At 70.2% G+C, this 16,104-nt stretch carries 15 protein-coding genes and 1 riboswitch; of the genes, 4 read left to right on the forward strand and 11 right to left on the reverse strand.

Going from position 1 to position 16,104, the window contains the following annotated elements:
- Positions 1 to 689: 689 nt before the first annotated feature.
- The 5 genes from ACFFRH_RS42265 to ACFFRH_RS42285 all read right to left on the reverse strand — a co-directional run bounded on the left by ACFFRH_RS42265 (position 690) and on the right by ACFFRH_RS42285 (position 5,713).
- On the reverse strand, positions 690 to 890 hold the full coding sequence (locus tag ACFFRH_RS42265) for a cold-shock protein (RefSeq protein ID WP_012895270.1): 201 nt from the start codon (positions 888 to 890) through the stop codon (positions 690 to 692).
- A 390-nt stretch (positions 891 to 1,280) separates the two neighbouring features.
- The gene (locus tag ACFFRH_RS42270) at positions 1,281 to 1,556 is read right to left on the reverse strand and encodes a MoaD/ThiS family protein (RefSeq protein ID WP_344744279.1); all 276 of its coding nucleotides are present in this window, start codon (positions 1,554 to 1,556) and stop codon (positions 1,281 to 1,283) included.
- 22 nt (positions 1,557 to 1,578) lie between these two features.
- Positions 1,579 to 2,871, reverse strand: a complete 1,293-nt coding sequence (gene thrC, locus ACFFRH_RS42275) for a threonine synthase (RefSeq protein WP_344744278.1) — start codon at positions 2,869 to 2,871, stop codon at positions 1,579 to 1,581.
- 14 nt (positions 2,872 to 2,885) lie between these two features.
- Positions 2,886 to 3,028: riboswitch (SAM riboswitch) on the reverse strand.
- A 211-nt stretch (positions 3,029 to 3,239) separates the two neighbouring features.
- Positions 3,240 to 4,772 (reverse strand): S1 family peptidase, encoded by a 1,533-nt coding sequence (locus ACFFRH_RS42280; protein WP_344744276.1) that lies wholly within the window; start codon positions 4,770 to 4,772, stop codon positions 3,240 to 3,242.
- Between the two features lie 383 nt (positions 4,773 to 5,155).
- Positions 5,156 to 5,713, reverse strand: coding sequence for an RNA polymerase sigma factor (locus ACFFRH_RS42285; protein ID WP_344744275.1), 558 nt, complete (start codon positions 5,711 to 5,713; stop codon positions 5,156 to 5,158).
- 229 nt (positions 5,714 to 5,942) lie between these two features.
- Between ACFFRH_RS42285 and ACFFRH_RS42290 the strand changes: the two genes are divergently transcribed.
- Positions 5,943 to 7,367, forward strand: a complete 1,425-nt coding sequence (locus ACFFRH_RS42290; protein ID WP_344744274.1) for an alpha,alpha-trehalose-phosphate synthase (UDP-forming) — start codon at positions 5,943 to 5,945, stop codon at positions 7,365 to 7,367.
- A gap of 81 nt (positions 7,368 to 7,448) precedes the next feature.
- Entirely contained in the window at positions 7,449 to 8,639 is a 1,191-nt protein-coding gene (locus ACFFRH_RS42295) for an MFS transporter (RefSeq protein ID WP_344744273.1), read from the forward strand.
- 198 nt (positions 8,640 to 8,837) lie between these two features.
- Here ACFFRH_RS42295 and otsB read toward each other — a convergent pair whose 3' ends face one another.
- Positions 8,838 to 9,635, reverse strand: a complete 798-nt coding sequence (gene otsB / locus ACFFRH_RS42300; RefSeq protein WP_344744272.1) for a trehalose-phosphatase — start codon at positions 9,633 to 9,635, stop codon at positions 8,838 to 8,840.
- An 82-nt stretch (positions 9,636 to 9,717) separates the two neighbouring features.
- Positions 9,718 to 10,020 (reverse strand): DUF3263 domain-containing protein, encoded by a 303-nt coding sequence (locus ACFFRH_RS42305; RefSeq protein ID WP_344744271.1) that lies wholly within the window; start codon positions 10,018 to 10,020, stop codon positions 9,718 to 9,720.
- 117 nt (positions 10,021 to 10,137) lie between these two features.
- Here ACFFRH_RS42305 and ACFFRH_RS42310 point away from each other — a divergent pair, with 117 nt between their 5' ends.
- Together ACFFRH_RS42310 and ACFFRH_RS42315 are read left to right on the forward strand one after the other, a co-directional pair.
- Positions 10,138 to 10,944, forward strand: coding sequence for an SAM hydrolase/SAM-dependent halogenase family protein (locus ACFFRH_RS42310; RefSeq protein WP_344744270.1), 807 nt, complete (start codon positions 10,138 to 10,140; stop codon positions 10,942 to 10,944).
- 507 nt (positions 10,945 to 11,451) lie between these two features.
- The gene (locus ACFFRH_RS42315) at positions 11,452 to 11,991 is read left to right on the forward strand and encodes a hypothetical protein (RefSeq protein WP_386163709.1); all 540 of its coding nucleotides are present in this window, start codon (positions 11,452 to 11,454) and stop codon (positions 11,989 to 11,991) included.
- A 130-nt stretch (positions 11,992 to 12,121) separates the two neighbouring features.
- Here ACFFRH_RS42315 and ACFFRH_RS42320 read toward each other — a convergent pair whose 3' ends face one another.
- Genes ACFFRH_RS42320 through ACFFRH_RS42335 form a run of 4 tightly spaced genes read right to left on the reverse strand, consistent with a single transcriptional unit; the run spans position 12,122 to position 16,040 of the window.
- Positions 12,122 to 13,135, reverse strand: coding sequence for an ABC transporter ATP-binding protein (locus ACFFRH_RS42320; protein WP_344744268.1), 1,014 nt, complete (start codon positions 13,133 to 13,135; stop codon positions 12,122 to 12,124).
- Positions 13,119 to 14,156 (reverse strand): ABC transporter ATP-binding protein, encoded by a 1,038-nt coding sequence (locus ACFFRH_RS42325; RefSeq protein ID WP_344744267.1) that lies wholly within the window; start codon positions 14,154 to 14,156, stop codon positions 13,119 to 13,121. The genes ACFFRH_RS42320 and ACFFRH_RS42325 overlap by 17 nt, the downstream gene beginning before the upstream one ends.
- Positions 14,157 to 14,164: 8 nt before the next feature.
- Positions 14,165 to 15,109, reverse strand: a complete 945-nt coding sequence (locus ACFFRH_RS42330) for an ABC transporter permease (protein WP_344744264.1) — start codon at positions 15,107 to 15,109, stop codon at positions 14,165 to 14,167.
- Positions 15,102 to 16,040 carry an ABC transporter permease gene (locus tag ACFFRH_RS42335; RefSeq protein ID WP_344744263.1) on the reverse strand — a complete coding sequence of 313 codons (939 nt, stop codon included), beginning with the start codon at positions 16,038 to 16,040 and terminating at the stop codon, positions 15,102 to 15,104. Before ACFFRH_RS42335 ends, ACFFRH_RS42330 begins: the two co-directional genes overlap by 8 nt.
- Positions 16,041 to 16,104 lie beyond the last annotated feature (64 nt).

Here is a 16,104-nt window from a genome sequence, read left to right on the forward strand (position 1 = left end):
CCAGCACGACGTTACGGCCCTTGGGGCCGAGGGTCACCTTGACGGCGTCCGCGAGCTGGTTCATGCCACGCTCGAGACCGCGCCGGGCGTCCTCGTTAAACGCGATCATCTTGGCTGCCATACGGCTAGACCTCCCAGAGACAGGGTGGCTTACACCGGACCGAGCCGACGCCCGCGACGGCATGTGGGCCCACGACTCCGTTCGGCGGGCCCCATCGCCTCGATCCAGGATTGGCACTCTCTATGCGTGAGTGCCAACAATCTGTTTAGCACTCTACCCTGTCGAGTGCAAGCCACGATCCGTTGACCTGCGCCGCGCGGGAAGGGGACGTCAGCTCCGCGTCATACAAGCGTAGATCTCGCGTCACGCCGATGTGGGCCACCCGTCATCATCGGCCCACCGGCACCCTCCCCGCCACCCGGCGGGCTCCGTGTCGCGCCGCGGGCTCCGTGTCGCGTCGGCGTGTCGCGCGACCGCATGTCGCGGACACCACCCGTGCGCCCCCCCGAGCGCCCGTACGGTCACACGCCCGCGGCCACACGTCCCGTACGGTCACACGTCCCGTACAACGCGAAAGCCCGGCTCGCCGGTTGGGGGAGGCGAGCCGGGCTCAGGCGGTGAGGATCCAGCGGACTGCGATACCGCGGGATCCACCGGTTCTTCCCTGCGAATTCACGAAACGGCTGTGTCAGACCGCCCTGACGGACTCCGCCTGGGGACCTTTCTGGCCCTGGGTGATCTCGAACTCCACCCGCTGGCCCTGCTCGAGGGCACGGTAGCCATCCATCATGATTGCGGAGTAATGGACGAACACATCCTTACCACCGTCTACCGCGATGAAGCCGTAGCCCTTGTCCGCGTTGAACCATTTGACGGTGCCCTGCGCCACTTGCGACTCCTCTTACTGGTCTTAAGGACGACGCCCATTCCTCTCGCGAAGTCCTCAATCGCCGGACGGACTTCGCCACGTCGATCGTTCCGACCATACCTGTGGGAAGCGGTAGGGCAACAGAGTCAAGCACCAAACTACCTCTTTACGAGAGCTTTTAGTACGAGACCAGAGTTTCATTATCACTATTAGTTAGTTAAGGGTTACATTACCCATCCAGTCCACAAATGTGAGCTTGGGTCATAAAACACGGCACCCGCCCGGCCGGGGCCGGGGGGGGGGGGGGGGGGGGCGCGCCCTCCGCCGGGCGGGGGCGGGGCGGGTGCCGTGGGGTCGTGGGCGCCCCTGGGGGCGGCGCTGGGCGGTCAGGGCCGCGCCAGGGCGGGAGGATCAGCCTCCGGCCACCGCCGGGATGATGGAGACCTGGGCGCCGGAGGGCGTCGCCGTGTCGAGGTTGTCGACAAATCGGACGTCCTCATCCCCGACATAGACGTTGACAAAACGTCGGATCTTCCCCGCTTCGTCAAGAATCCGGGCGCCGATCCCCGGGAAGTCCGCGTCGAGCTTCTGCAGAACATCGCGCAGGGTCTCACCCTCTCCGTTCACCTCGGCCGCACCATCGGTGTAAGTCCGGAGAATCGTCGGAATCCGCACAGAAACGCTCATAATTCAGTACCTTTCACGATTTCTAGGCGATAGCCGCACGGAATGCGTCAAGAGAAGGCCGAATCACCGCGGTCGGTCGCGCCTCCGCGGCCACCGCGTCAAGGGTCTTGAGACCGTCGCCGGTGTTGAGGACCACCGTCTCGGCGTCGGGGTCGAGCGTGCCCGAGGCGACCAGCTTGCGCAGCACCCCGACGACGACGCCCCCGGCGGTCTCGGCGAAGATGCCCTCGGTCCTGGCCAGCAGCCGGATCGCGTCGACGATCTCGGCGTCGGTGACGTCCTCGACCGCCCCGCCGGTGCGGCGGGCGATGTCCAGGACGTACGGGCCGTCGGCCGGGTTGCCGATCGCCAGCGACTTGGCGATCGTGTCCGGCTTGACCGGGCGGATCACGTCGTGGCCCGCCTTGTAGGCGGCGGAGACCGGGGAGCATCCCTCGGCCTGGGCCGCGAAGATCTTGTACGGCTTGTCCTCGACCAGGCCGAGCGCGATCAGCTCCTTGAAGCCCTTGTCGACCTTCGTGAGCTGCGAGCCCGACGCGACCGGGATGACGATCTGGTCGGGGATGCGCCAGCCGAGCTGCTCGGCGATCTCGTAGGCCAGGGTCTTGGAGCCCTCCGCGTAGTAGGGCCGGAGGTTGACGTTGACGAAGCCCCACTGGTCGCCCAGCTCGTCGCCGATGAGCTCGGAGCAGAAGCGGTTCACGTCGTCGTAGGTGCCCTCGATGCCGATGAGCCTGCCGCCGTACACGGAGGCCATGACGATCTTGGCCTGCTCCAGGTCGGAGGGGATGAACACGCAGGCGTCCAGCCCGGCCCGCGCGGCGGCGGCGGTCACGGCGCCGGCCAGGTTGCCGGTGGAGGAGCAGGAGAGGGTGTGGAACCCGAAGTTGCGGGCCGCCTCGACGGCGATGGCCACCACGCGGTCCTTGAAGGAGTGCGTGGGATTGCCGGAGTCGTCCTTCACGTGCAGGGAGCGGATGCCCAGCTCGCGGGCGAGGTTTCCGGCGTTGACGAGCTTGGTCCAGCCGGGCGCCATGTTGGGCTTGGTGGCCACGTCCTCGGGGACGGGCAGCAGCGAGCGGTAGCGCCAGATGTTGGTCGGCCCCTCGGCGATCCGCTCCCGGGTCACACGCCCGAAGTCGTACGCGATCTCAAGGGGCCCGAAACACTCGTTACAGGCGAAACTGGGGCCGAGGTCGTAGCGGGCACCGCACTCCCGGCAGGAGAGGGCCACGGCGGGGCCGAAGCGCGCGTCACGCGCGCCGTCGGCACGAGCGGAGGAGGTGGGGTTGTTCTCAGTGGTTGCGAGCGCCATGAAGCGAGGCCTTTCCCTCATCTTCGTCTGCGGACCACCCTGGTCACAGACCGGAATTGGCACCTGTCCCGGCCGACCTCGTTCAGATCACGAGTCTTGAACCGGGATGGTTGCCGGGGCTTCGCAGGGCCGGTCCCTCCACCCCTCTGGATGAGCAAATATTCAGTTGGGAACCTGACGCGCAGGTCCTAAGCACTCTACCCCGCCCCGCCGCCCTCCTGGCTCCTTGTCTCACTGTGCGAGACATGACGTGTTATCCAGCGGACAAACGAACCTGGGACGCCGGTCGGGCGGCAGGCGGCCCCGGCGGGGGCCTCGCCCCCTCCCCGGTCGTCGCCGCCGGGGCGCGGACGGCGTCCCGGAACGGGTTACGGCGCCCTGAACCCCAGGATGTAGGCACCGGAGCCGGCCGAGGCGAACACCCGGTAGCGGTAGTAGCCGGGCGTGCCGGTGTAGGAGATCCTCTCGTCGGGCCCCGGACTGTCGGAGGTGGCGACGACCACCCAGCTCCTGCCGTTCCACTTCTGCAGGTACAGGTCGAAGTCGGGGCCGTCCAGGCAGCCGGAGTGCAGCCCCCTGACGGTCGACCTGTAGTAGAGACCCCTCGGCTGGTAGGCGGACTGGCCGGTGGTCAGGGTGCCGGTGTAGTTGTTCGGGAAGCCGGTGCAGGTGCCGGTGACCGGCGGGGGTGGATTGCCCGCGGTCGTCCTCAGGGCCAGGCCGTAGGCGGTGAGGATCGGGCCGATCGGCTGGAAGTAGGTGACACCGCCGGAGGTGCAGTCTCCGGAGCCGCCGGAGGTGACGCCCTGGGCCTGGTCGATGGCGATGAAGGAGCCGCCGGAGTCTCCGGGTTCGGCGCAGACGTTGGTGCGGGTCAGCCCGAAGACGGTGCCCTGGGGGTAGGTGACGCTGACGTCGCGTTGCTGGACGACACCGCAGTGGAAGTCGGTGGTGGAGCCGGACCGGCAGACCGAGGCCCCTTCGATGGCGACCTGGGCGCCGGCGACGGGTACGGTGCCGCCCTGGCCGTTGTCCACCTTCGGGGTGGCCGTCCAGTTGGCGTTGGTCGCGACCCAGGAGTAGTCGTTACCGGGGAAGGTCGATCCCTGGAAGGTCCCCTGGGTGACCCGGTTGAAGCCGGTGGTGGTGTTCCCGGCCCTTCCGCAGTGGCCGGCGCTGACGAAGCCCTGCTGGGTGCCCTTGAGCACGGAGAAGCCGATCGAGCAGCGGCTGGTGACGCCGATGTAGTAGGCGTTGCCGCCCACCAGGTCGTACAGGGGCAGGGGAACCTCGGCGGTGGGCAGTACGACCACCGCCTCCGTGTCCACGCCCGCGCTCGCGACGAAGTTCTGGGCGATCCCGGGTTGCGGGGAGAGGACGACCACCTTGTTCCTCTTCACGTCGACCAGGCGCACGCTCGACACGAGTCGCTGCGGGGGCAGGGTCTCGTCGATCTTCTTCTTGATCGCGGTGAGCTCCGCCAGCGATCTGGGGACGACCTCGGCCTGGGCGCCCGCCTCGAGGATCACGGGGATGTCGCCGACACTGGTGGTGCCCGCCACCAGGGTCTGCGCGACGCTCCCCTGAAACCAGGTACCGCCGAAACGGGGGCCGAGTCTCCTGGCCAGATGTGCCGCGACCGGGGTCAGGCGGGCCTCGTTGAGCAGGCGGATCCGGGCCTGGGCCGGGGTCAGGCCCAGGTCGCGCTCAAGTGCCTCCAACATGCCCGGCGGCGGTTCCAAAGGGGCCGACGCGGTGGACACGGCGGTGGTGGCGGACGGGGCGGCGGGCACGACCGGGGCACCCGTCGCGTGGCGTTCGGCACCGGCCGGTACGGCGGCCAGGGCGAGCGCGGTGACCGTCAGGACACATGCCGCGGTGACAGCGTGTCTGCGGGACATATGATCTCTCCTCGACCTGGGCTTTCATGGCGGGAGGGGAGATCGCCCCATATCTCTGGTCGATCACGTGATATGGGCAACGCCACCATAGATCAGGCGAGGTCACCGAGGCCGCGCGCCACACGGGAGTGTTCTCGAACGGCTCCCACCGTCCGGCCACCCGGCCGTTCCCGGCCGGGTGGCACCGCGACCGGCCAGGGGCCGGACAGGGGCCGGACAGGGGCCGGACAGGGGCCGGACAGGGGCCGGACAGGCGGCCGGAACCCGAGTGGCCCGGCGGGCGCGGGGAAAGCCGGGCGGCGGCCGGAAACCGGGCGGCCGGACAGGCACCCGGAAAGCCGGGCGGTGGTCAGAAGCCGAGCCTCCGGAAAGCCGGGCGGCGGTCAGAAGCCGTAGGCGTCGCCCAGGGCGCCCTGGACGTACTTGCGCGCCTGGTGGATGCGCGACTTGGCGGTGCCCAGCGGGATGCGCAGCTGCTCGGCCACCTCGTTGTAGTCGAGCTGGCAGATGTCGCGCAGCACCAGCGCCTGGGCCAGCTCCGGCTTCTCGGCCTCCAGCGCCTCCATCGCGTCGAGCAGGTCCAGCCTGGACCCGGCGATCACGCTCACCCGGGCGACGTCCGGCTTCTGCAGCGGCAGCTCGTCTGAGCTCTGCTCGGCCGCGCGGCGCTTCAGCGAGCGGTAGGTGGTCCTGGCGCAGTTGGCGGTCACGATGTGCAGCCAGGTGCTGAACCGGGCGCGCCCCTCGAAGCGGCCGATGTTGCGTGCCACCGCGAGCAGGGTGTCCTGACAGGCCTCCTCGGCGTCCTGCCGGAAGGGCAGGATCCGGCCGCAGTGCCTGAGCACGGCGGGCTCGATCCGCTTCAGCAGCTCACCGAGAGCGCGGTGGTCACCTTGGGCGGCCGATCGGGCCAGGTCCTCGGTCGTCTCGTCCAGCGCCATCACGGGCCCCCATCAGCGGTCACGGTCGCTGGACATCCTACGGTCGGGGATCGCGAATGGTGACCTCCCTCCCCGCCACAAAAAGGGCGACAAGGCGGGGTTCATCACTCCACCTGCTGACAAGAGCTGACACAATTCGATGAACGCCCTTACTTCCTGGACCCGAAGAGCGAGGACATCCCGACCAGGCGCCGGTTAACCTTGGGGTCTCCACGCTCAAGGAGAATCGATGAGCGCGATCCTGGTGGCCTCCAACCGCGGCCCCGTCTCCTTCACCCTCTCCGAGGACGGCTCGCTGTCCATGCGCAGGGGAGGTGGCGGCCTGGTCTCGGGCCTGTCGGAGGTCGCGAAGGACCTCAACGTCCTGTGGGTCTGCGCGGCGCTGTCCGACGGCGACCGCGGCGCCGTGCGGCTGGCGCCCGGCGGCCGGCTCGACCAGGCGGGCTACGACACCGGGGCGCTGCGGATGCTCGACATCCCCCCGGCGACCTTCCACCGCGCCTACAACGCGGTCGCCAACTCCACCCTCTGGTTCGTCCACCACCTCCTGTACGACATCCCCAACAGGCCGCACTTCGACGCCAGGTTCCGCCGGGAGTGGGAGTCGTACCAGTCCTACAACGAGGCGTTCGCGATGGCGCTGGCCGAGGAGGCCCCGCACGGGGCGCGGGTGATGGTGCAGGACTACCACCTGAGCCTGGCCCCGGCGATGCTCAGGGGGGAGCGCCCCGACCTGCGGGTGGCGCACTTCTCGCACACGCCGTGGGCGCCGCCCGAATACTTCAACCTCCTCCCCGACGACGTCGCGACCGAGCTCCTCGAAGGCATCCTGGGCGCCGACCACGCGGGCTTCCTCACCGCCCGCTGGGGCGGGGCGTTCATGGACTGCTGCGAGACGGTGCTCGGCGCGCGGGTCGACCGCGAGGAGCGCACGATCACGCACGCGGGCAGGACGACCCGGATCGGCACCCACAGCCTGGGCGTCGACGGCAAGGCGCTGTGGACCCGGGCCTCCGAGCCCGACGTGGAGTCCCACATGGCCGCGCTCCGCGCCCAGGTGGGCGACCGCAGGCTGATCGTGCGGATCGACAGGACGGAGCTGTCGAAGAACATCGTGCGGGGCCTGGTCGCCTACAAGCAGTTCCTCGCGGCCCACCCGGAGTGGCACGGCCGGGTCACGCACCTCGCCTTCGCCTACCCGTCCCGGCACGACCTGCCCGAATACCGCGAGTACACGGCGGCGGTGCAGCGCTGCGCCGAGGAGATCGAGGACGAGTACGCCACCGAGGACTGGGACCCGCTGATCCTCAACGTCGACGACGACTACCCGCGCTCGCTGGCCGCCTACCGGCTGGCCGACGTGCTGCTGGTCAACCCGATCCGCGACGGCATGAACCTGGTGGCCAAGGAGGGGCCGATCCTGTCGCCGCACAGCGCGCTGGTGCTGTCACGGGAGGCCGGTGCCGCCGCCGAGCTGGGCGAGCACGCGCTGACGGTGAACCCCTACGACGTCTCGGCCACGGCCGCCGCGCTGCACGAGGGCCTGACGATGCCCTCGGACGAGCGCGCCAGGAGGGGCGTCCTGCTGGCCGCCGCGGCGACCGCGCTCCCCCCGCACCGGTGGTTCGCCGAGCAGCTCGAGGCCCTCGGGTGAGGCTCGGGGCGCCAAGCAGTTTTAGCCCCATATGAGATAGTTTTTGCAGCTATTTCACTTTTCGGCGTATGGGAGACCGAGTTGACCGCGATCGCGCCCGTCCGGCTGATCCGCGACCGCGCGACCTGGCTGATCTACCTCCAGCTCGGCGTCTTCGCCACCTACCTGTACGGCCTCAGCGCCGCGCTCCCGCTGCTCCGCCTCGACCAGGGCGTGTCCCAGGCGGTCGCCGGCCTGCACGGGACGGCGATGGCCGTCGGCGGCATCGTCATCGGCCTCGCCCTGCCCTGGCTGACCGGACGGATCGGCCGCCGGGCCGCCATCTGGATCGGGATGGCCGGGATGGGCTCCGGCACGCTCATGGTCGCGGCGGCCCCCACCCTGCTGCCGGTCACCCTCCTCGGGTACGGCGTCGCCAGCGGGCTGGCCTCGATCGTCCTGTACCTGGGCATGGCCGCGCTCGACGACCGGCACGGCCCGGCCGGCCCGGCGGCGATCAGCGAGGCCAACGCCGTCTGCGTGATCGTCGGCATCGGGGTCCCGTTCGTGGTCAGCGCCGCCGCGCAGAGCGCCTTCGGCTGGCGGGCCGCGCTGCTGGTGACCCCTCTGCTGGCCACGCTGCTCGCGCTGGTCATGGGGCGCGTACGGATCCCCGAGCCCCGGGAGACCCCGGACGGGGACGGGGGGCGGGAGACCCGCTTCGGCTGGCGGTTCTACCTGGCCTCGGCCGTGCTGTTCTGCTGCGTCGCGGCGGAGTTCTGCTTCAACCTGTGGGCGGCCAAGCTGTTCTCCGACCAGACCGGGATGCCCGCGGCGGTGGCCGCGACCGCGGTCGCGGCGTTCACCGCCGGGATGGCGGCCGGGCGGCTGGCCGGGGGGTGGCTGGCCCTGCGGATCCCCCCGACCACGCTGTTCCTCGGCGCCCTCCTGGTCGCGGCGGCCGGGTGGGCGATCTTCTGGCTGAGCACGAGCCCGGTGCTCTCCTACGCGGGCCTGGCCGTTTCGGGGCTGGGGGTCGCGTTGCACTTCCCGATGGCGCTGTCGCGGGTGCTGGCCGCCTCCGGCGGGCGGCGGGACCGGGCGTCGGCGATGGCCTCGATCTTCGCCGGGCTGGCGGTGGGGATCGGGCCGTTCCTGCTGGGCGCGCTGGCCGACGGGTTCGGCACCCAGTCGGCGTTCCTCATGGTCCCCGCCCTGATCGGGCTCGCCGTCGGAGGGCTGCTGGTCACCGCGAGAGGACTTTCCCCGGCGGGCGCCGGCGACCCCGCCTGAGCGGGCGGGCGACCCCCGGCAGGCCGGTCCCGGCCGAGCGCCCCCGCCTGAGCGATCCCGGGCGGCCGGTCCTTCCGGGCGAGCGCCCCGCCTCAGCGGGCACGGGCGGGAAATCCCCGGCGGGCCGCCCCTTCCAGGCGAGCACCCCGCCTGGGCGGGCCCCCGCGCACGCCCGGTCCCGCGTCTCGGCGCCTCGCCCTACGCCCCCGCCCCGTTCCGCGCCTCGCTCTCGACGGCGTCGGCGACCGAGGTGAGGAACTCCAGGACCCCCGGCGGCCCGTCCACCACGATGTCGGCCTCCACCTCGATCTCGAGCGACCCGCTGAACACCGTCACGCCCGGCAGCCCGGAGGCTCGTACGGCCGCGAACGCCGGGAGGTCCCCCAGGTCGTCCCCGGCGAACAGCACCGACCTGGCGGCCCGCTCGCCCAGGAAGGCGTTCAGCGCCACTCCCTTGTCCATCCCCGGCGGGCGCAGCTCCAGCACGAACTTGCCCGGCTCCACCACCAGCCCCGCCCCGGCGGCCAGCGCGGCGACCGGATCGCGCAGCGCGTCGAGCGTCGCCCACGGGTCGGCGGCCTGCCGGGTGTGCACGGCCACCGACCGCTCCTTGTCCTCGATCCTCACCCCGTCGAGCCCCGCCACCAGCGGGACGAGCCCGGTGCGGGCGAGGTCGAGGCCGGGGTGGACGGGCGGCGCGGCGAGCGCCCCCGCCTCCCAGCGTTCGAGGCCGTAGTGCCCGAGCACGACCAGCCCCGGCACACCGGCCAGGGAGCCGTACTCGACGGCCGTGGCGGCCGGACGGCCGGTCACGATCACCACGGCGCCGACCAGGCGGCCGAGCCTGGCCAGCACCTCGGCCCCGCCGGGGTGGATCCTGGCCGCCGCGGGGTCGGGGACGATCGGGGACAGCGTGCCGTCGAAGTCGAGTCCGATCACCGCCCCCGCCGGGTCGGCGACGATCGCCTTCAGCCCGTCGGACGTATTCGTCGTCATGCTCGCCTCAGCCTGTCGAGTGTGTGCACCGTCATACCGGCTCCGCTCTCGCGATCGCCGCCCGACCGGTCGTACCCGAACATCAGGGGCGCAAGCCCATTTTCCGGGCAGCGCGATCGCGGCGCCGGGTCTCGCGGAGCCGGCGCAGGCGCTTGACCAGCATCGGGTCGTGGGCGAGCGCCGCCGGCAGGTCGATGAGCTCGCTGAGCAACTGGTAGTAGCGCGTCGCGGAGATGTCGAAGGCCTCGCGGACCGCCTGTTCCTTGGCGCCCGCGTAGCGCCACCACTGGCGCTCGAAGGCGAGCAGCTCGCGCTCCCTGTCGGTGAGAGGTCTCGACACGGGCTCCGGAGCGGCGCCGTCGCCGGAACTCGGCACGGTGTCCATTGCCTCCTCCTCCTTCGGGGCACGCGGCGATCCCACCGCGCACGCGCGGCCCGAAGTCAGGATAGTCCGGAATTTCGTGCTGTTCATGACGGATGTGGAGACGTACAGTCACCTGATGTGACCTCTGTCATCAGCCTTCTCACCGACTACGGACTGGAAGACGGCTACATCGCCGCATGTCACGGCGTGATCGTCGGAATCTCTCCGGAGTCGCGAATCATTGACGTGTGCCATCTGGTCCCCTCGGGGGACGTACGGCGCGGTGCGGCGATCCTCGCCCAGACGATCGCCTACCTTCCCCCCGGCGTGCACGTCGCCGTGGTGGATCCCGCCGGTGGCGGCTCGCGCCGGGCCGTGGCCGTCGAGGCCGGCGACCACGTGTTCCTGGGCCCGGACAACGGGCTGCTGTCGTGGGCGATCCACGCCAGCGGGGGCGCGAGGGCCGCCTACGAGCTCTCCAACAAGGAGTTCTTCCTGGAGCCGGTCTCGCCGACCTTCCACGGGCGCGACCTCTTCGCCCCGGTGGCGGCGCACCTGGCGATCGGGCGCCCTCCGTCCGAGCTGGGGCCGGAGATCCCGCTGGAGCGGCTCGTCTCGCTGCCCGCGCCCACCTCCACCGTCCAGGAGGGCTACGTCGAGGGGGAGGTGCTGTCGATCGACCGGCACGGCAACGCCCAGCTGTCGATCGGCTCCGGCGAGCTGGGGACGCTGGACGTCGCGCCGGGAGACACGCTGGTGGTCTGGCTGGGCAGGCGGCGGCTCTCGGTGCCGTTCAGGGAGAGCTTCGCCGCGGTCCCGCCCGGGGAGATCGTCGCCTTCACCGACTCGGCCGGGCTGATCGCGCTCGCGGTCAACTCCGGCGACGCCTCCCAGCGGCTGGGCCTGCCGCCCGGAGCCCGCGTGCGCCTCGCCTCCTCACCCTGAAATACTCGGCAAACGCGATTTAAGAGGAAATCGCCCCATGCGGTAGCCCGTTCAGTGAAATGTCTTTTCAGCCGAAATCCGTTTCCCCTGAAATTACGCATGCCGAAATTACGGTGACGTTTACCGATCCCCCCGGAAAATCGCACCGCGCCGTTCCGCCCCGCGTCCCCGGCGGATCTCCACCTCGACGGTTCCCCCCTGGAGCGCGCCCTTCTCGCCCTGCCGTCCGCCGGGAGGCCGGCCTCGGCCGGATATACCAGCTGACCTGGTAATCAAGGAATTCGGCGGGGCGTGACAGGTCGAGTGCGACCGGATCGAAACGGCGATCGACCGAGGTTCGTTCGGTTATGACCCCGCGATCATTGCCACAAGCTGACCATTCTTGACCCTCCAGAAAGCATGTCGCTGGATAGTCTCACTCCCGTTACTTTGAGTAGCCGCGTGCAGACGGTCCGTTCCAGAGGCCCCAGACACTGCCGCGACGATTTCCTTCCAGGGGGAACAACAATGATTCGTCGTCTTCTCATCACCTCCGCGTGTGTCGGCATCGCCGTCATCGCACCGGCCGCGGCCGCGTCCGCCGCCACCTCCTCGACGGCCTCCAAGGCCGCCGTCACCTCGGCCGCCCAGGTCGTCAAGGTCAAGGCCGCCAAGGCCGCCAAGGCCAAGGCCGACTGCTGCGGCGGCGTCGTCGCCGTTCCCACGGCCGTCTGCGCGCCCGTCGTCGCCCCCGTCGTCGTTCCCACCGTCGTCGCGGCCGGCTGCGGCGGCGGCGTGTACGGCGGCGGCATCTACGGCGGCGGCGTCTACGGGGGCGGCGTCTACGGGGGCGGCGTCTACGGCGGGGGCGTCTACGGCGGCGGCGTGTACGGCGGCGGCGTCTACGGCGGCGGCTTCGGCGGCGGCGGCGTCTTCGGCGGTGGCTTCGGCCGCGGCAACACCATCGGCGGTGGTGGCAACATCATCAGCAGCGGCAGCGGAGTCGGCCACGGCGTCGGCATCGGCGGCCTCGTCGGCGTCGACGGCGTCGGCGTCGACATCCTCTAGCAGGACGGACACCCCGCGGTGAAGCGGTAGACAGACAGGGCGCGGCCTCCACGACTCCATGTGGGGGCCGCGCCCTTCGCCGTTCCGGTCGGGCCGCTCCGCGGACCTCCCCGGCTCTGCCGGGCGTTCCCTACACGTGGATCACGTCGTGGGTCTCGGCGAAGTGGCAGGCGCTCGCGTGCGCGGTGCCGGGCCGGATCTGCAGCAGCGGCTCCTCGACGGAGCAGATCTCCTGGGCCTTCCAGCACCGCGTACGGAACCGGCAGCCCGACGGCGGGTTGGCGGGGGACGGCGGGTCACCCTGGAGGATGATCCGTTCGCGTCGTTCGCGCCCCTCGGGGTCGGGCACCGGAACGGCCGACAGCAGCGCCTGGGTGTAGGGGTGCGCGGGCCGGTCGTAGATCTCGACGTCCTTACCGATCTCCACCATCTTGCCGAGGTACATCACCCCGACCCGGTCGGAGATGTGCCGGACCACCGACAGGTCGTGGGCGATGAAGACGTACGCGAGGCCGAACTCGTCCTGCAGCCGCTCCAGCAGGTTGACGACCTGCGCCTGGATCGACACGTCCAGCGCGGAGACCGGCTCGTCACAGACGATGATCTCCGGCTGGAGCGCCAGCCCCCGGGCGATCCCGATGCGCTGGCGCTGGCCGCCGGAGAACTGGTGCGGATAGCGGTTGATGTGGTCGGGGTTGAGGCCCACCACTTCGAGGAGGTCCTGGACCTTGCGACGCCGGTCGCCCTTGGGGGCGACCTCCTTGTGGATCTCGAACGGCTCGCCGATGATGTCGCCCACGGTCATCCGGGGGTTCAGCGAGGTGTACGGGTCCTGCATGACCATCTGGATGTTGCGGCGGGCCCGCTTGAGGTTGCCGCGCCTGGCGTCGGCGATCTCCTGGCCGTTGATCCGCACCGAGCCCGAGGTCGGCCGCTCCAGCGCCATCAGGAGCTTGGCCAGCGTGGACTTGCCGCACCCGGACTCGCCCACGATGCCGAGCGTCTCGCCCCGGCGCAGGTCGAAGGAGACCCCGTCGACGGCCTTGATCGCGCCGACCTGCCTGCGCAGGATGACGCCCTGGGTCAGCGGGAAGTGCTTGACCAGGTCGCGGACCTCAAGGATCGGCTCACCCGTGGCTGCCATCGAGGACCTCCCTCCAGTAGTGACACGCGCTGCCGCGCGTCGGGCCGATCTCGTACAGCGGGGGCGCGTCGACGACGCAGTTGTCCTGACGGTACGGACAGCGGGGGTGGAAGGCGCAGCCCGAGGGCATGTCGAGCAGGTTCGGCGGCATGCCCTTGATGGCGTACAGCTCCTGCCCCTTCTGGTCGACCCGGGGAATCGAGTCGAGCAGGCCCTTGGCGTACGGGTGGGCGGGCCTGCGGTAGATGTCGTGCACGAGGGCGTTCTCCACGATCCGCCCGCCGTACATGACCGCGATCTTGTCGGCGACGTCGGCCACCACGCCGAGGTCGTGGGTGATCAGGATCAGGCCCATGTCGCTCTCGCGCCGCAGCTCGCCCAGGAGTTCCATGATCTGGGCCTGCACCGTCACGTCGAGGGCGGTGGTCGGCTCGTCGGCGATCAGCACCTCGGGGTCGAGCGCGATCGACATCGCGATCATGATGCGCTGGCGCATTCCCCCGGAGAACTGGTGGGGGTAGTCGTGCACCCGCTGCCTGGCGGCCGGGATGCGGACCCGGTCCATCAGCTCGATCGCCTTCTTCTCGGCGTCGCGCTTGGAGGCGCCCCGGTGCACCCGGAACATCTCCCCGATCTGGGCGCCGACGGTGAACACCGGGTTCAGCGCGGAGAGCGCGTCCTGGAAGATCATCGCGATCCGCCGGCCGCGCACCTGGGTGCGGGCCTCCTCGGACAGCTCCAGCAGGTTCGTGCCCCGGAAGCGGATCTCGCCCCGGGGAACGCGGGCCGGCGGGGAGTCGAGGATGCCCATGATGGCCTGCGCGGTCACCGACTTGCCCGAGCCGGACTCGCCGAGCACCGCGAGCGTCTCCCCGGCGTTCAGCGAGTAGCTGACCCCGTTGACCGCCTTCACCACGCCCTGCCTGGTCACGAACTCCACGTGCAGGTCGTCGACGGCGAGCAGCGGCTCGCTGCCCGGCGCCTCCCTGGACGGCACCACCGGCGTTGAGGTCTTCTTCACGGGTCCCCCTACCGCAGCTTCGGGTCGAGGGCGTCGCGGACGGCGTCGCCCAGCATGATGAAGGCCAGCACCGTCAGGCTCAGGAACAGCGCCGGGAACAGCAGCGCCCAGGGAGCCTCCAGGAAGCGCTCCCTGGCGTCGGAGATCATGAGCCCCCAGGAGATGTCGGGCGAGCGCAGGCCCACGCCGAGGAAGGACAGACCGGCCTCGGCGGCGATGAAGTAACCCAGGTTGATCGTGGCGACCACGATCACCGAGGCGATCGCGTTCGGCAGGATGTGCCGGAACATGATCCTCGGCGCCGAGGCGCCGAGCGCCCTCGCCGCGAGCACGTAGTCCTGGCTCTTGGCGGTGATCACCGCCGCCCTCATGATCCGGTACGTCATCGGCCAGGTGAGCACGGCCAGCGCGAGCATGACGGTCCACACGTTGCCCGTGCGGAAGACCGCCAGGATGAGCAGGGCGCCGAGGATCGACGGGATCGCGAAGAAGATCTCCGTGAGCCGGGAGAGCAGGGTGTCCAGCAGGCCGCCCCTGAACCCCGCGAAGAGGCCGAGCAGGCCGCCCACGATCGCGGTGACGACGGTGGTGGCGAGCCCGACCACGATCGAGTTGCGGGCGCCGTAGATGGTCCGGGCGTAGATGTCGCAGCCCAGGTTGTCGGTGCCGAACCAGTGGGCCTCGCTCATGCCCAGCCGGGCGTCGCCCAGGTTGCAGTTCTTGGCGTCGAACGGGTTCACCGAGGTGAACAGCGAGGGGAGCACCGCCATCACGACCAGGAGGGCGATGAGGACGGAGGCCCCGATGAAGAGCGGGCGGCGGCGCAGGTCGTACCAGGCGTCGCTCCACAGGCTCGCGGCCTTGGGCGCCTTGGCGCCCTTCGCCCCTCTTCTCGACCTGCCGTGCTTGGGATTCCCGGTCTGCCCTCCGGCCGGGACAAGGGTGTCACTCATAGCGGATCCTCGGGTCGAGCACGGCGTAGAGCAGGTCGACGACCAGGTTGGCAAGGATGTAGATCAGCACCAGCACGGTCACGATGCCGACGACCACGGGCTGCTCGCGCAGGTACACGGAGCTGAACAGCTGCTGGCCGATTCCCGGCAGGTTGAAGATCGTCTCGGTGATCACCGCACCGCCCATCAACGCGCCGAGGTCGGCGCCCAGGTAGGTGACCAACGGGATCAGCGCGTTGCGCAGCGCGTGCCGCCCGACGATCCGGCTCCGGGGCAGGCCCTTGGCCACCGCGGTGCGGATGTAGTCGGCGCGCAGGATCTCCACCAGGCTGTTCCTGGCGAGCCGGGTGAGGTAGGCGATCGACGTCCCCGCGAGCACGAAGCCGGGCAGCAGGTAGCTGCGCCAGCCCTCCGTCACGCCCGCGACGGGGAAGAGGTCGATCCCGGCCTGCTTGAGCTTCACGCCCAGCAGCAGCTGGAGCACGAAGCCGGTGACCAGGGTGGGGATGGAGATCAGCACCAGGGTGGAGGCGAGGATCATCGAGTCGCTGGCCTTGCCGTGGCGCAGCGCCGCGTACAGGCCGAGGCCCACGCCGATGACGGCCTCCATCACCAGGGCGGTCGCCGCCAGGTTGATGGTCACCTGGAACTTGCCGGCCATGATCTCGTCGACTCCGACACCGGCGAAGGTGGTACCGAAGTCGCCGCCGAGCAGGCCGACGACGTAGTACCAGTACTGCACCAGGAACGGGTCGTTCAGGTGGTACTGCTCACGCAGGATGGCGACGATGTTGGGGTCTATGCGCTTCTCGCCCGCCAGCGCCGCGATGGGGTCACCGGGCAGCGCGAACACGATGGCGTAGATGAGCAGGGTGGCGCCCACCAGGACTGGTATGGCCTGGATCAGGCGCCTGAGAATGTAACGGCCCATTCGTATCTCCCGTAGGTGCCCGGGGGCGATCTCGCGGACCGGCGGGTCACACGGTGCCGCGAGA

Origin of the sequence: Streptosporangium vulgare, from assembly GCF_042428775.1 — a bacterium.
GTDB lineage: Bacteria > Actinomycetota > Actinomycetes > Streptosporangiales > Streptosporangiaceae > Streptosporangium > Streptosporangium vulgare.

Excerpts from the sequence above, each read along its gene's own strand:
- ACFFRH_RS42305 (WP_344744271.1), bottom strand. The coding sequence starts at position 10,020 with ATGGACACCGTGCCGAGTTCCGGCGACGGCGCCGCTCCGGAGCCCGTG.
- ACFFRH_RS42270 (WP_344744279.1), bottom strand. The coding sequence starts at position 1,556 with ATGAGCGTTTCTGTGCGGATTCCGACGATTCTCCGGACTTACACCGAT.
- ACFFRH_RS42320 (WP_344744268.1), bottom strand. The coding sequence starts at position 13,135 with ATGGCAGCCACGGGTGAGCCGATCCTTGAGGTCCGCGACCTGGTCAAG.
- ACFFRH_RS42335 (WP_344744263.1), bottom strand. The coding sequence starts at position 16,040 with ATGGGCCGTTACATTCTCAGGCGCCTGATCCAGGCCATACCAGTCCTG.
- ACFFRH_RS42330 (WP_344744264.1), bottom strand. The coding sequence starts at position 15,109 with ATGAGTGACACCCTTGTCCCGGCCGGAGGGCAGACCGGGAATCCCAAG.
- otsB (WP_344744272.1), bottom strand. The coding sequence starts at position 9,635 with ATGACGACGAATACGTCCGACGGGCTGAAGGCGATCGTCGCCGACCCG.
- ACFFRH_RS42290 (WP_344744274.1), top strand. The coding sequence starts at position 5,943 with ATGAGCGCGATCCTGGTGGCCTCCAACCGCGGCCCCGTCTCCTTCACC.
- thrC (WP_344744278.1), bottom strand. The coding sequence starts at position 2,871 with ATGGCGCTCGCAACCACTGAGAACAACCCCACCTCCTCCGCTCGTGCC.
- ACFFRH_RS42315 (WP_386163709.1), top strand. The coding sequence starts at position 11,452 with ATGATTCGTCGTCTTCTCATCACCTCCGCGTGTGTCGGCATCGCCGTC.
- ACFFRH_RS42280 (WP_344744276.1), bottom strand. The coding sequence starts at position 4,772 with ATGTCCCGCAGACACGCTGTCACCGCGGCATGTGTCCTGACGGTCACC.
- ACFFRH_RS42285 (WP_344744275.1), bottom strand. The coding sequence starts at position 5,713 with ATGGCGCTGGACGAGACGACCGAGGACCTGGCCCGATCGGCCGCCCAA.